This is a genomic window from Amycolatopsis viridis, assembly GCF_011758765.1.
GTDB lineage: Bacteria > Actinomycetota > Actinomycetes > Mycobacteriales > Pseudonocardiaceae > Amycolatopsis_E > Amycolatopsis_E viridis.
On record NZ_JAANOU010000001.1, the window covers coordinates 1,887,783 to 1,901,388 of the forward strand.

General features: G+C 73.2%; 14 protein-coding genes. 6 read left to right on the top strand and 8 right to left on the bottom strand.

Features of this window, described 5'->3' with window-relative positions:
• Nucleotides 1-254: 254 nt before the first annotated feature.
• Entirely contained in the window at nucleotides 255-1,646 is a 1,392-nt protein-coding gene (locus FHX46_RS09330) for a class II 3-deoxy-7-phosphoheptulonate synthase (RefSeq protein WP_167106306.1), read from the top strand.
• A gap of 16 nt (nucleotides 1,647-1,662) precedes the next feature.
• Here FHX46_RS09330 and FHX46_RS09335 read toward each other — a convergent pair whose 3' ends face one another.
• The 3 genes from FHX46_RS09335 to pknB form a co-directional block, all read right to left on the bottom strand.
• Nucleotides 1,663-2,241 (bottom strand): 2'-5' RNA ligase family protein, encoded by a 579-nt coding sequence (locus FHX46_RS09335; protein ID WP_167112460.1) that lies wholly within the window; start codon nucleotides 2,239-2,241, stop codon nucleotides 1,663-1,665.
• A 32-nt stretch (nucleotides 2,242-2,273) separates the two neighbouring features.
• A complete protein-coding gene (locus FHX46_RS09340; RefSeq protein WP_167112462.1) occupies nucleotides 2,274-3,602 on the bottom strand; it encodes a wax ester/triacylglycerol synthase family O-acyltransferase in 1,329 nt (442 codons plus the stop codon).
• Nucleotides 3,603-3,769: 167 nt separating this feature from the next.
• The gene (gene pknB, locus FHX46_RS09345) at nucleotides 3,770-5,755 is read right to left on the bottom strand and encodes a Stk1 family PASTA domain-containing Ser/Thr kinase (RefSeq protein WP_167112464.1); all 1,986 of its coding nucleotides are present in this window, start codon (nucleotides 5,753-5,755) and stop codon (nucleotides 3,770-3,772) included.
• A 125-nt stretch (nucleotides 5,756-5,880) separates the two neighbouring features.
• Between pknB and FHX46_RS09350 the strand changes: the two genes are divergently transcribed.
• On the top strand, nucleotides 5,881-6,249 hold the full coding sequence (locus FHX46_RS09350; protein ID WP_167106319.1) for an Rv2175c family DNA-binding protein: 369 nt from the start codon (nucleotides 5,881-5,883) through the stop codon (nucleotides 6,247-6,249).
• Nucleotides 6,250-6,320: 71 nt separating this feature from the next.
• Here the strand turns inward: FHX46_RS09350 and FHX46_RS09355 are convergent, their stop codons facing one another.
• Nucleotides 6,321-7,106, bottom strand: a complete 786-nt coding sequence (locus FHX46_RS09355) for an LLM class F420-dependent oxidoreductase (protein WP_167112466.1) — start codon at nucleotides 7,104-7,106, stop codon at nucleotides 6,321-6,323.
• A gap of 109 nt (nucleotides 7,107-7,215) precedes the next feature.
• On the bottom strand, nucleotides 7,216-8,286 hold the full coding sequence (locus FHX46_RS09360; RefSeq protein ID WP_167112468.1) for a polyprenyl synthetase family protein: 1,071 nt from the start codon (nucleotides 8,284-8,286) through the stop codon (nucleotides 7,216-7,218).
• Between the two features lie 80 nt (nucleotides 8,287-8,366).
• Here FHX46_RS09360 and FHX46_RS09365 point away from each other — a divergent pair, with 80 nt between their 5' ends.
• Entirely contained in the window at nucleotides 8,367-9,161 is a 795-nt protein-coding gene (locus FHX46_RS09365) for a PIG-L family deacetylase (protein ID WP_167112470.1), read from the top strand.
• Here FHX46_RS09365 and FHX46_RS09370 read toward each other — a convergent pair.
• The gene (locus FHX46_RS09370) at nucleotides 9,158-9,598 is read right to left on the bottom strand and encodes a VOC family protein (RefSeq protein ID WP_167112472.1); all 441 of its coding nucleotides are present in this window, start codon (nucleotides 9,596-9,598) and stop codon (nucleotides 9,158-9,160) included. The two genes, FHX46_RS09365 and FHX46_RS09370, sit on opposite strands and share 4 nt — an antisense overlap.
• Nucleotides 9,599-9,608: 10 nt before the next feature.
• Here FHX46_RS09370 and FHX46_RS09375 point away from each other — a divergent pair, with 10 nt between their 5' ends.
• Complete coding sequence (locus FHX46_RS09375) at nucleotides 9,609-10,364, top strand: helix-turn-helix domain-containing protein (protein WP_167112473.1); 756 nt, start codon at nucleotides 9,609-9,611, stop codon at nucleotides 10,362-10,364.
• On the opposite strand, the gene FHX46_RS09380 is transcribed toward FHX46_RS09375, so the two are convergent.
• Nucleotides 10,361-10,918, bottom strand: coding sequence for a helix-turn-helix domain-containing protein (locus FHX46_RS09380; RefSeq protein ID WP_167112475.1), 558 nt, complete (start codon nucleotides 10,916-10,918; stop codon nucleotides 10,361-10,363). The genes FHX46_RS09375 and FHX46_RS09380 overlap by 4 nt on opposite strands.
• A gap of 70 nt (nucleotides 10,919-10,988) precedes the next feature.
• On the opposite strand from FHX46_RS09380, the gene FHX46_RS09385 reads away from it, so the two are divergent.
• Nucleotides 10,989-11,651, top strand: coding sequence for an AzlC family ABC transporter permease (locus FHX46_RS09385; RefSeq protein ID WP_167112477.1), 663 nt, complete (start codon nucleotides 10,989-10,991; stop codon nucleotides 11,649-11,651).
• Nucleotides 11,648-11,959: an AzlD domain-containing protein gene (locus tag FHX46_RS09390; protein ID WP_167112479.1), complete on the top strand. Its 312-nt coding sequence runs from the start codon at nucleotides 11,648-11,650 to the stop codon at nucleotides 11,957-11,959. The genes FHX46_RS09385 and FHX46_RS09390 overlap by 4 nt, the downstream gene beginning before the upstream one ends.
• Before the next feature lie 731 nt (nucleotides 11,960-12,690).
• Here FHX46_RS09390 and FHX46_RS09395 read toward each other — a convergent pair.
• The gene (locus FHX46_RS09395) at nucleotides 12,691-13,539 is read right to left on the bottom strand and encodes a LysR family transcriptional regulator (RefSeq protein WP_167112481.1); all 849 of its coding nucleotides are present in this window, start codon (nucleotides 13,537-13,539) and stop codon (nucleotides 12,691-12,693) included.
• Nucleotides 13,540-13,606: the final 67 nt, after the last annotated feature.

Consider the following 13,606-nt stretch of genomic DNA (forward strand, 5'->3'; position numbering starts at 1 on the left):
ACGCCTTCCGCAGCGGCGAACACGCCGCCGCGGCGTGTTTGCTGCTCGTCGCGCCGTGTTTGCCGGCCGGGGCGGCGTGTTGGCTGCTGGTGGCGGCGTGTTGGCTGCTGGTGGCGGCGTGTTGGCTGTTGGGGGCGGGTGGGGCCGGACGGCCGGGCCTGGCGGAGTGGGTGGTGCCGCCGCTGCGCGCCGCGGGAGTGTGACCGGCTCGGGGCGGAGGCCGATCTCCGCGGTGCACCCCATATCCTGGGGTGGTGAACTGGACCGTGGACGTGCCCGTCGACACCCTTCCCGCGCTGCCGCCCCTGCCGCCGGAACTGCGTGCCAGCCTGGACGACGCCCTGTCCCGCCCGGCGGCGCAGCAGCCGGAGTGGCCGGACGCCGACGCGGTCTCCCGGGTCCGGCACCTGCTCGAGGCCGTGCCGCCGATCACGGTGCCCGCCGAGATCGACCGGCTGCAGAGCCGCCTGGCGATGGTGGCCCGCGGTGAGGCGTTCCTGCTCCAGGGCGGTGACTGCGCCGAGACGTTCGAGTCCAACACCGAGCCGCACATCCGCGCCAACCTGCGCACCCTGCTGCAGATGGCCGTGGTCCTGACGTACGGCGCCAGCCTGCCCGTGGTCAAGGTCGGCCGCATCGCCGGGCAGTACGCCAAGCCCCGCTCCAACGCCACCGACGCGCTCGGCCTGCCGGTCTACCGCGGCGACATCGTCAACTCGCTCGTCGCCAAGCCCGAGCTGCGCGTGCCCGACCCGGGTCGCATGATCCGCGCCTACGCCAACTCCGGCGCCGCCATGAACCTGGTCCGCGCCCTGACCGGTGCCGGCATGGCCGACCTGGCGCAGGTGCACGACTGGAACAAGGACTTCGTGCGCACCTCGCCCGCCGGCGAGCGCTACGAGGCGCTGGCCGGCGAGATCGATCGCGGCCTGCGGTTCATGTCGGCCTGCGGCGTCACCGACACCTCGCTGCACTCCACCGAGATCTTCGCCAGCCACGAGGCCCTGCTGCTCGACTACGAGCGCGCCATGCTGCGCATGGACAACGCCAACGCGGCCAACCCGAAGCTGTACAACCTGTCGTCGCACTTCCTGTGGATCGGTGAGCGCACCCGCCAGCTCGACGGCGCGCACATCGCGCTGGCTGAGCTGCTGGCCAACCCGATCGGCGTCAAGATCGGCCCGACCACCACGCCGGAGCAGGCCGTCGAGTACGTCGAACGCCTCGACCCGCGCAACGAGCCGGGCCGCGTCACCCTGATCTCCCGCATGGGCAACGGCAAAGTCCGCGAGGTGCTGCCGCACATCGTGGAGAAGGTCGAGGCCACCGGGCACAAGGTGATCTGGCAGTGCGACCCGATGCACGGCAACACCCACGAGTCGTCCACCGGCTACAAGACCCGCCACTTCGACCGCATCATCGACGAGGTCCAGGGCTTCTTCGAGGTGCACCACAAGCTGGGCAGCTACCCCGGTGGCATCCACGTCGAGCTGACCGGCGAGGACGTCACCGAGTGCCTGGGCGGGGCGCAGGAGATCTCCGACTCCGACCTCGCCGGGCGGTATGAGACCGCCTGCGACCCGCGGCTGAACACGCAGCAGTCGCTGGAGCTGGCCTTCCTGGTCGCGGAGATGCTGCGGGGCTGACCAGGCACCGGCCGGGTCAGACGGCGAAGGTGTCCGCCACCGCTTCCCGCGGGTTCTCCAGGGGTGCGGGCAGCGCGAACTCGGTGACCGTGCGCCACGGGCCGTGCTCGTCGTTGCCCGCGACCAGCCGGACACGGTCGATCCGCGCGTGGATCGGGAGGACCGCCGCGGCGTCCTCGGCCGCCCGGCGGCGGGTGTGCGCGTCTCCCGTGCGGTGGTCGGCCACGGTCAGGTGGGGCACCGTGTCCGGGTGCCGGCCGTCGTAGGGCTGGTGGCCCGGGAACCGCTCGCACACCGCCCTGGTCAGCGCCCGGAAGTGCGCATCCGGTTCCGGCGCCAGCCACACGACCTCCGACCCGAACCACCCGACCTGTGAAAACGCGCAGTCGAACGCCTCGATCCCGATCAGCGCGGCTTCCAGGTCGGCCACCGTCCGCGCGTCGATGTCCTTGGGGGGCACGAACGGGTAGAGCACCGTCACGTGCGCGGGCACGTTGCGCCGGTGCCGGGTGACCAGGTGGTCGGTCTCGGGCACGGGGACGACGATGGCGCTCTGCGTGGCACGGCGGAGCCACTGCGCGTCGGGGACCGGCATGGCTTCATCATGACTGACGCCCCCGGCGATCGTCAGATGGACCGCTCGTACAGCGCAGCTGCGGACTTCAGCACCGCGTCCTGGAGCGATCCCGCGTCCGGCACCGCGTCGGCGTTCATCTGGAGTCCGATGTGGACGTGATCGCCGTACGTGGCCGCCGCGATGCCGACCGCGTGCCGCGGCGCCAGCGGCACGAACGGGTAGACCTCGCACAGCGGCGCGCCGTCCAGTGACAGGTCCAGCTTCGGCAGCGGCACGTTCGTGATCACGGTGTCGAACAGGACACCCGCCGCCCGGCCGGCCATCTTCGCCGTCAACCGGTGCAGCCCGGGCGGTAACCGGTCGGCCAGCACCGGCAGCGCGCCCGCCCCGCGCTGCGGCCCCGCCGCCTTGTTCCGGTTCATCGACCGGCGGATCTCCCGCAGCCGCCGCACCGGGTCGTCCAGGCGCACCGGCAGGTCGTACAGGTAGCCGGACAGCTGGTTCGCGCCCCAGCTGCCGTCCCGGCCCCGCATGCTGACCGGGATCAGCGCCCGCAGCGGGGACGCGTCCGGGCGCTGCCCGCGGTTGATCATCCATTCGCGCAGCGCACCGGTCACCACCGCCAGGACCACGTCGTTGGGGGTGCCGCCGTGGGCGGTGCGGATGGCGCGGACGTCGGCGACCGGCAATCGGACGAACCCGAGCCGCCGTCCGGCCGAACCGGGCGCGCTCAGCGGCGACGACGGGTAGGGCCGTGCGGCGCGCAGGACCGCGGACGCGATCGCCGCGTTCTCCCCGGCCTGCGTGATCGCCGCGGTGACCCCGTCGCGCAGCGCTTCCAGCGGCGGGCGGGGCTCGGCCCGGCGGGTGGCGGCGTTGTGGGCGTCGGCGAACATCCGCGTGATCGGCAGCTCGTCCAGCAGCCCGGCGGCCACGGCGAACGCGCCGGCTCCGTCGGTGAACGCGTGGTGGAGCTTGAGCAGCAACGCGTACCGGTGGTCGTCGAGTCCGGTGACGACTTCCAAGTCCCACAGTGGCCGGTCCATCGGCAGTGGCTGTTCGATCCACTCGGCCGCGTGCACCGCCAGCGGGTCGTCGGCGCAGAACCCGGCGAGCCGGTGCACGCGGATGTGCCGGTGCGGGTCGAAGTCCGGGTCGTCGGCCCAAGTGGCGCCACCCGGCGGGAACAGCGACGGGCGGACCCGCTGCCGCAGCCGGGGGATGCGCCGCGCGCGGTCGGCGAGCAACCCGGCCACGGCCTGCGGATCGATCGGTGCGCCCGGCCGGAAGATCACCGCCGCCCCCATGTGCATGGGGGTGGATTCCCCTTCCAGGCAAAGGAAAGCCACGTCCAGCCCACTGAGCTGACGGCCAGCCATAGACGACCCCTCTACGGTCGGTGACAACGGAATTGCCTGCTACTCGAGCAAACGGACGTGACGAAACGGTAGTCCATTTGTTTCGGCAGCGCTAACTGTTCCGATTTCTCACTCGAACGGGGTATTGGTCCTTTGTGGACGTGAAAAGGATGTGATCCGCTATTCGATCACGGAAATACTTCCAGTTTCACCTTCTTGCCGCGTTCGACCCGCTCGCCGGGTTCGGGATCCTGCCCGACGACGATCGAGAAGTTGCGGGTGCGGCCTTCGACGTCGGCCTGCAGCCCGGCGTCGCCGAGCAGCCGGATCGCGTCCGGCACCGGGCGTCCGACCACCGACGGGACCTCCACCGCGGTCGAGACGTAGACCCCGACCCGCTTGCTGCCCTGGGCGTCGACGGCGGTGCCCGCGGCCGGGGTGGTGCGGGTGACGCTGCCACCCGGCACGTTCTCGGAGAATTCACCGCCGGCGTCGTAGGGCTCGAACCCGGCGTTGCGCAGCCGCTGGAACGCGTCGTCCCGGCTCATTCCGGCGACGGCGGGTACCGGGGTGGGCGGCGCCCCCTTGGACACGCCGATCTTCACGGTCGCACCGATCGGCAGTGGCGTTCCGGAGTCCGGGTTGATCGTGAGCACCTTCCCGGCCGGCACCGCCGAGCTGTAATTGTCGGAGCCGGGCTCGCGCTGCGGGGTGAGCCCGGCGTCCCGGATGGCGGCCTCCGCCTGTGCCAGATCGATCCCGGGGCGGATGTCGGGCACCGTCGGGCGGCCCGAGGACAGCTGCACGACGACCGTCGTGCCCTTCTTCGCCGACGCGCCGGCCGCCGGATCGCTGCCGATCGCCTTGCCCGCCGGGACGGTGTTGTGCCGCTGCCGCACCACGGTGACCGAGAGCCCGGCGTCGTGCATGGTTTTCTCCGCCGCGACCTGGTCCAAGCCGGCCACCGACGGGACGGCGACCGTTGCCGCCGCGTCCTGGCCGACGGTGAACCACCAGATCCCGCCGCCCGCCAGCGCCAGCAGCAGCGCGGCGAGCACCGCCCACAGCACCACCGGACGGCGCCGGACCGCCGCCGGCTGCTCCTCCTCCGCGGGCGGCGCCGGCGGCGGCTGCGGCACGGGCGCGTTCTGCGGCCGGACCATGGCGCGGGTGCCGCGCGGGCCGGCGACCGGATTCGCGGCGGTCACCGGGGAGAACGCCGGAACGGTCCGGTCGGGGTCCGCGGCCGGGGCCGGGGCGGGCACCGGCCTGGGCGGCAGCACCGGGATCGGCGCCGGGGCGACGCCCAGGGCGGCCCGCACGTGCCGCAGCTCCTGCAGGAACGCGGCGGCGTCCGCGGGCCGGGCCTCGGGGTCGCGGCGCGTCGCGCGCAGCACCAGGTCGTCGAGCGCGGCGGGGATGCCCGGCTGCACCGTGCTGGGCGCCGGCACGTCGTCGTTCACGTGCCGGTAGGCGACCGAGATCGCCGTGTCGCCGGTGTAGGGGGCCTGCCCGGTCAGCATCTCGTAGAGCACGATGCCGGCCGAGTAGACGTCGCCGCGTTCACCGGCCGCACCCGTGGTGACCTGCTCGGGCGCCAGGTAGGCGACAGTGCCGAGGATGATGCTGGAACTGGTGGTGCCCGCGCTCGCCACGGCGCGCACGAGCCCGAAGTCGGCGACCTTCACCACCCCGCTCGGGGGCTGACCGGTGTGCCCGATGAGCACGTTCTCCGGCTTCACGTCCCGGTGCACGAGCCCGGCCTGGTGTGCGGCGGCCAGCGCGGCCAGCATCTGCTCGGCGACGCTCAGCGCCAGCGGCGCGTCCAGCCTGCCCCGCTGGTCCAGCAGGTCGCGCAGCGTGCCGCCGTCGACCAGCTCCATCACGAGGAACACGTGCGAGCGGTCGCCCGCGACGTCCACGCCCTGGTCGTGCACGGTGACCACGTTCGGGTGGTGCAGCTTCGCGGCCAGCCGCGCCTCGCGCTCGAACCGCTCGACGAACGACCGGTCGTCGGCGAACCGCGGGTCCATGATCTTGATGGCGACCGGACGGTCCAGCCTCGTGTCCGACCCCCGGTAGACCGCCGACATGCCGCCGCGGGCGAGGAGGCCGTCGACCCGGTAGCGCCGCTCCAGGAGCGTTCCGGCCAGGCTGGTGTCCGTGCTCGTCACGGTTGCCGATCGTACGGACATCGGCGGAGCCGCCGGACCCGCCCCGGACCGCCGGAGTTGAGGTTTCGTTACGCCGTTCGCGCGACATTGCGGACAACCAGGCCAGATGTGGCACCCTGTCTTGCGTGAGTGCGATCCCAGTCGCTGATGACGTTCTCGACGCCGACGTGGCCGTGCTGCCGCTGGCGGAGGTGGCCCAGGAAATCGGGCTGTCGGTCAACAAGGTCCGGCAGCTGCTGCGGGACGGTCAGCTGCTCGCGGTACGCCGCGGCGGCGACCTGGTCGTCCCGGCCGACTTCCTCGTCGGCGGCCAGACCGTGAAGGGCCTCACCGGCCTGCTGACGGTGCTGGCCGACGCCGGGTTCAGCCGGACCGAGATGCTGCGGTGGCTCTACACCTCGGACGAGACCCTGCCCGGCAGCACCCCGATCAACGCCCTGCGCACCAACCACGGCACGGAGGTGAAGCGCCGGGCCCAGGCGATGGCGTTCTAGCGGCGTCCGAGCGGAGTTCCCGTGGTGTTGCGGGGCGGGCGCGTGCCGCCGCGCCCCGCAACACCGGTGGCTCAGCCGTTCTGCTCGTCGCGCCAGGCGATCCACTTCTTCAGCAGGTCCAGGTCGTAGTCCGGGCCGCTCGCCGCGACGGTGAACAGGCTGACGCCCAGCTCCCGCAGCTTCGGGCCCAGCTCGTCCGGTTCGCTCTGCACCGCAGTGGAGATCTCGATCTCCGCCGCGTCGCGGCCCACCTCCGCGCAGTGCTGCCGGAGGATGCCGGTCTTGCGCTCGATGGTCTCCAGGTCGCCGAAGCTGTGCCAGATGTCGGCGTGCTTCGCGACCAGCCGGAGGGTCTTCTTCTCCCCGCCGCCGCCGATGAGCACCGGGATGTCCCGGGTGGGCGCCGGGTTCAGCTTGGCCAGCCGGGACTCGATGCGCGGCAGCGACTCCGCGAGGTTGTCCAGCCGTCCGCCGGCGGTGCCGAACTCGTAGCCGTACTCGTCGTAGTCCTTCTCGAACCAGCCGGAGCCGATGCCGAGGATCAGCCGGCCGTCGCTGATGTGGTCGACCGTGCGCGCCATGTCGGCGAGCAGTTCGGGGTTGCGGTAGCTGTTGCAGGTGACCAGTGCGCCGATCTCCACCCGGGAGGTCTGCTCCGCCCAGGCGGCGAGCATCGTCCAGCACTCGAAGTGCAGGCCGTCGGGGTCGCCGGTCAAGGGGAAGAAGTGATCCCAGTTGAACAGCACGTCCACGCCGAGGTCCTCGGCGGTGGATGCGGTGTCGCGGATGGTCTGGTAGTCGGCGTGCTGCGGCTGGAGCTGCAGCCCGATCCGGATCGGCTTGGTGGTGTCGCTCATGCCGTCAGCCTAGCCACCGGTGCGCGAACCGCCCAGCAGGCCGGAACCGGTTGCCCGTCCCGGGCTTCCACCTGGATCGCACTCCAGGTGGTTGTCCACTGTGTACCGATCAGAACACGCGCTGGGTGGCGGTCTCGGCCAGCCCCGCCAGCCGCGCGGCGGCGGGTTCGGCCAGGTGGGCGCGTTCCAGCGCGGTGAGCGCGGTGGAGGTGAGCGCGGTGATCTGCACCTCCACCGCGTCGACCGCGCCGACCTCGGTCAGGGTGCGGCGCACGGTGTCCACCTCGTCCTGGGCGAGATCGGCGCCGATCGCGTCGGCGATGAGCTTGCGCTGCTCCGGGTCCTCGGCCATCTGCAGGCCGAGCGCGACGAGCAGGGTGCGCTTGCCCTCGCGCAGGTCGTCACCCGCCGGTTTCCCGGTGACCGAGGGATCCCCGAAAACCCCCAGCAGGTCGTCGCGTAGCTGGAAGGCGACACCCAGGTCGCTGCCGAACTCGTGCAGAGCCGCGATCCGCGCCTCGTCCGCGCCGGCGAGCGCGGCACCCAGGTGCAACGGGCGCTGCACCGTGTAGGCGGCGGTCTTGAGGCGGCACACCCGCAGCGCCGCCTCCGGCGTGGTGTCGCCGACGGCTTGCGTGCGCACGTCCAGGTACTGGCCGGCCAGCACCTCGGTGCGCATCGCCCGCCACGCCGGGTGGGCTGCCGCCAGCGTCGCGGGCGGCAGCGGGGCGCCGGCGAACATGTCGTCGGCCCAGGCCAGCGCCAGGTCACCGAGGAGGACGGCGGCGGCCATGCCGAACGTTTCCGGCGCGCCGAGCCAGCCGTGGGCCCGGTGCTCGCGGGCGTGCGAGACGTGCACGGTGGGCCGGCCGCGACGGGAGTCGGAGGAGTCGATCAGGTCGTCGTGGATCAGCGCGCACGCCTGCACCAGCTCCAGGCTGGCCACGGCCCGCAGCACGCCCTCGGTGTCCGGGCCGCCCGGGTCGCCGCCCGCGCCACGCCAGGCCCACCACGCGAACGTGGGACGGAGCCGCTTGCCGCCGCCGAGCACGAAGCGGGTGAGCGCGTCGACGCCGGAGCCGAACGCGGGCTCCCCGGCCCGGATGTCCGCGCCCGCCTCGGTCAGGAACGCGGCGAGGTGGCGTTCCAGGTGCTGGGGCAGGTTGGCGTCGAAGTCCATGAGCCTATCGTCGGGGACGGCCACCGGGCGCGCTCGCCAGGGGTGCGCGCGATGTGACCGGCACCCGTAGGCTCGGCGGCGTGGCCACCCTGGTGACGTTCCACGCCCATCCGGACGACGAGTGCATCGCCTGCGGCGGGATCATGCGCAAGGCCGCCGACGAGGGCCACCGCGTGGTGCTCGTCGTCGCGACCCGCGGCGAACACGGCGAGGTCCCGCCCGGGTTCCTCGCCGATGGTGAACCGCTGTGGCAGCGCCGGGTCGTGGAGACCCGCGCCGCGGCCGGGATCCTCGGCGCGAAACGGCTGGAATTCCTCGGGTACACCGATTCCGGGATGATGGGTGCCCCGGAGAACGACCTGCCCGGCTCGTTCTGGCAGGCGCCGGTCGAGGACGCGGCGGCGAAGCTCGCGGCGATCCTGCGCGAGGAGGGCGCCGACGTGCTGACCGTCTACGACGACCACGGCACGTACGGGCACCCCGACCACATCCAGGTGCACCGCGTCGGGCTGCGCGCGGCCGAGCTCGCCGGGACGCCCCGGGTGTACCAGAGCACGGGCAACCGCGACCACATGCGCGCCGGGCTCGAGCTGTTCGCGGCGCAGGCCGCCGAGACCGGGGTGCGGATCCCCGGCATCGACGGCCTGGCCGAACTGGGCAAGCCGGCCGCGGAGATCACCGCCGCGGTCGACGTGCGGCCCTGGCTGGACGCCAAACGCGCCGCGATGCGCGCGCACGCCAGCCAGATCAGCGAGCAGTCGCTGTTCCTGGCGATGCCGGCGGACTCCTTCGCCTACACCTTCGGCACCGAGTGGTTCATCCGCGCGGGACAGGGACCGGGCATCACCGAGACCGACCTGATGGCGGGGCTTTAGCCTTCCTCGATCAGCCCGATCCGCACCCGGCCGTCCGGCCCCACCGACCAGCCGGAGTTGTACGCGATCTCCCAGATCAGCCCGTTCGGGTCGCGGAAGTGGCCGTGGTAGCCGCCGAACGCGGCCCGCTGCCCGGGCTTCACGATCTCCGCGCCCGCCGCGGCGGCCTCGGCCAGGCACTGGTCGACCTCCTCGGGGCTGTCCCGGTTGTACGACAACGTCAGCCCCGCCGGCCCGGTCACGGCCGCGCCGCCGAGATCCTCGGCGAACTTCACCGCGTCGAACAGGCCGAGCGCGACGCCGGGCGCCACCTGGAAGAACAGGATCTCGCCGGGCACGTCCAGCAGAGGCCGCCAGCCCAGCCCGGTCACGTAGAACTCGCGGGCCGCGTCGGTGTCGCGGGTGGCCACGGTGATGATCTGCACGCTCTGTTCCATACTCGGCAGCATGGCAGGGGAGCCCGGCGCGGGCTTGAACGAAACGGACGTCTACCGGGAATGGCCGGCTTCCGGGGCGGTGCACTGCTGGTGGGCGCAGCGGACCGCCGGTCACCGCCTGCAGCGGGTCGTGCCGGACGGTGCGGCAGACCTGATCGTGGCGTCCACCGGGGTGGCGTACCTGGTGGGGCCGACGCTGTCACCCGCCCTGCACCGGCTGCCGGCCGGCGCGGAGCTGCGCGGGCTGCGGTTGCGGCCGGAGGCGATCGCGGCGGTGCTGGGCCTGCCCGGGCACGAGGTGCGGGACGCCGTGGTGCCGTTGACCGCGGTGCTGCCGGACGCCGCGGCCCGTGTGGTCGCGGATTCGGTGTGGCGCGGCCAGTTCCCCGCCGCGCTGACGCCCCGGCGCGGCGATGCACGCGTGCGGCACGCGGTGCGCCGGATCTGGCGCGGTGACCCGCTCGACTCGGTCGCCGCCGGTGCCGGGGTGACGGGTCGCCAGCTGCGCCGCCTGGTCACCGAGCAGGCCGGGCTCGGGCCGAAGGCGCTCCAGCGCGTCGCGCGGTTCCAGCGGTTCCTGCGCCACGCGGACTCGGGCGGTGCACTGGCCGTTGCCGCGGCGGCCGCCGGGTACGCCGACCAGGCCCACCTGACGCGCGAGACACGGGAGCTGGCCGGGGTGACGCCCGCGGTGCTGACGCGGGAACGGCACGGGCTGGCGGCGCCGGACGGCGCCGGAGCGGTGGCGGTGTTCGCGGCGGCCTAGCAGTGCTCGGAGACGAGCACCGCCCGCGTACCCGGCTCCAGGGCCTGGAAGATGTGCGGGACGTCGCCGGGGTAGACGATGTAGTCGCCGGGGCCGAGTTCGACCGGGTCGTCGGTCACACCGACCAGCGCGCGGCCCGCGCAGAGCACCACGTGCTCGACCACGCCGAGCGCGTGCGGGTCGGCGCGGCGCGGCGGGCCCGGTTCGGCGGCGACGCGGAAGAGGTCCCGGCGGGCGTGCGGCGGGCAGGACGACACCAGCGTCGTCACGTAGTCCGAGCGTTCCGAGCGGAACGCGGGCCCCTCGTCGGCGCGGAGGACCCGCACCTGCGGCCGCACCGGCTGCACCAGGCGCGCGAACGGGACGTCGAGCACGAGGCTGAGCGCCCACAGCGTTTCCACGCTCGGGTTGCCGCTGCCCGCTTCCAGCTGGGACAAGGTCGACTTGGCGATACCCGCCCGCTTGGCGACCTCGCTCAGCGACAGGCCGGTGCGGGCGCGCTCGCGCCGCAGCGAAGCGGCGATGACGTCGAGTGGTGCACTCCGGTCAGCCATGCGTGTTCGCTCCAGAAGTCCAGTCGTTCGCCTTGACGAACGCTCGCGTGTCCGTTCAGTATAAGAGCCGATGCGTGCGATTTACCGAACACTCGACCCTCGCCTGATGCGCGACGTGGCGCTGGTGGCGCTGGCGGACGGCGTCGTCGGCGTGTCCTACGGCGCCATCAGCACCGGATCCGGGTTCGGCTGGTGGCTCCCGGTGGTGATGTCGCTGCTGGTGTTCGCCGGGGCCGCCCAGTTCCTGTTCGTCGGGCTGGTGGCCGCCGGGGGCAGCCCGTTCGCGGCGGCGGTCGCCGGCCTGCTGGTCAACAGCAGGCTCCTGCCGTTCGGCATGGCGGTCAGCGACGTGCTCCGCGGCCGGGGACGGGTGCTCGGCAGCCACCTCCTGACCGACGAGGACGTCGCCTTCGCCCTCGCCCAGGAGGATCCGGGGCGCCGCCGCACCGCGTACTGGGCGTGCGGTATCTGCATCTTCCTGTGCTGGAACCTCGGCGTGGTGGTCGGCGCCTTCGCGGGCACCGTCATCGGGGACACCGACGCGTTCGGCCTGGACGCCGCGTTCCCCGCCGTGCTGCTCGCGCTGGTGCTGCCGTCGCTGCGAGACAGCCGGACCCGGCGGGCTGCGCTGGCCGGAGCGGTGGTCGCGCTCGCCGTGACGCCGTTCCTGCCCGCGGGTCTGCCGGTGCTGCTCGCGCTCACCGGGGTGCTCGTGCTGGTGGTGCGGCGATGACCATCCTGATCGGGATCGCGGTGCTCGCGGTCGGCACCTTCGCGTTCCGGATCGCCGGGCCGGCGTTGCAGGCCCGGATCCAGATCCCGCCCAAGGTGCAGAACCTGATGACGATCGCGGCGGCCGTCCTGCTGGTCGCGGTCGTGGCGACGCAGGCACTGACCCAGGGCCACTCGTTCGCCGGGTTCGCCCGTCCGGCCGGTGTCGTGGTCGGCGGCGTGCTGGCCTGGCGGAAGGCACCGTTCCTGGTGGTGGTCGTGGCCGCAGCCGCGGTCACCGCCCTGCTGCGACTGGCCGGCGTGCCCTGACCCGGCCTCGCGGGTGGCCCCACCGCAACGGTGCGCTCCGGCGCTCGTCCGCGACAGGCGCCCGGAAAACGCCACCGCGCAGCGGATGCGCCGCAACGAGCGCCGCGGTACGCCAACACGGCGCGCGGACGGGCAAACACGCCGCGCGGACGGGCCAACACGGCGCGCGGACGGGCCAACACGGCGCGCGGGAGGGCAAACACGCCGCCCGGACGGGCAAACACGGCGCGCGGGAGGGCAAACACGCCGCGCGGACGGGCCAACACGGCGCGCGGACGGGCCAACACGGCGCGCGGGAGGGCAAACACGCCGCCCGGACGGGCCAACACGGCGCGCGGGAGGGCAAACACGCCGCCCGGACGGGCCAACACGGCGCGCGGACGGGCCAACACGGCGCGCGGGAGGGCAAACACGCCGCCCGGACGGGCAAACACGGCGCGCGGGAGGGCAAACACGAAGATGCGGCGTGTTTGCTGCTGCGGGCGGCATGTTTGCTGCTCCGCGCGGTGTGTTTGCCGCCGCCGGCGGTGAGCGGGCCGATGCCACGGCCGGGGTGCGGTGCGGCACTGGTGCGGTGCGGCCCGGCTGGCGCGCCGGCCGTTGCGCACCTCGCGGATATCCGGCGCGACGCGTTCAGCGCGCGGGCTCAAGCCCTCGAACCGCTGCGTCCGCCGTGCACCGCCGAGGGCCCGGGCTGCAGCGCCGGGGCGGCGGTGAGTGCCTCGATCCGCCTAGCCGTGCAGGCGGCCGGCCTCGGCGCGGATCGCCTCGGACAGTGCGGCCGTCGGGCCGGTCGCCGCGCGCGTGCTCAGCTGGAACTGCACCTCGCCCGGATCGGGCAGTCCGTGGCCGGGTGGCAGTTCCGCCAGCCCGGCCGGCACCAGGCTGCGGGCGAACACCGCGACCCCGAGCCCGGCCAGCGCCGCCGCGCGCAGGCCGTTCAGGCTGCCGCTCGTGCACACGATCCGCCACGGCTTCCCGTTGTCCCGCAACGACTCCAGTGCCCTCGCACGGGTGATGCTCGGCGGCGGGTAGGCGATCAGCGGCACCGGCTGGCCCGGCTCCGGGGTGAAGCCCTCGCGGCCCACCCACACCAGCGGGTCCGTCCACAACGGACTTCCCGTCTCGTCGCCCGCGCGTTTCTTGCCCAGCACCAGGTCCAGCTCACCCCCGCGCAGTTTCTCGTACAGCACACCGGAGAGGTCCACGGTCAGCTCGAGGTCCACCAGCGGGTGCAGCCGCCGGAACTCGCGCAGGATCTCGGGCAGCGGCCCGACCACGAAGTCCTCCGACGCGCCGAACCGCACCCGGCCGCGGAGCTCCGGCCCGGTGAAGTAGGCCAGCGCCCGTTCGATGTCGTCCAGGATCGTTCCGGCGAACCCGATCATCGCCTCGCCGTCCGGGGTGAGCTCGACCGAGTGGGTGTCGCGCAGCAGGAGCTGCTGCGCGGTGGCGTCCTCGAGCTTGCGCACGTGCTGGCTCACCGTCGACTGCCGCAGCCCCAGTCGCTGGGCGGCGCGGGTGAAGCTGCGGGTTTCGGCCACGGTGAGGAACGTCCGCAGCCACACGGGGTCCAGCACGCCACCTCCATCGCGTTCCGCGATAGCAGTTATGCCGCTCATCATACTTCACAATCGGCCTGGCCGG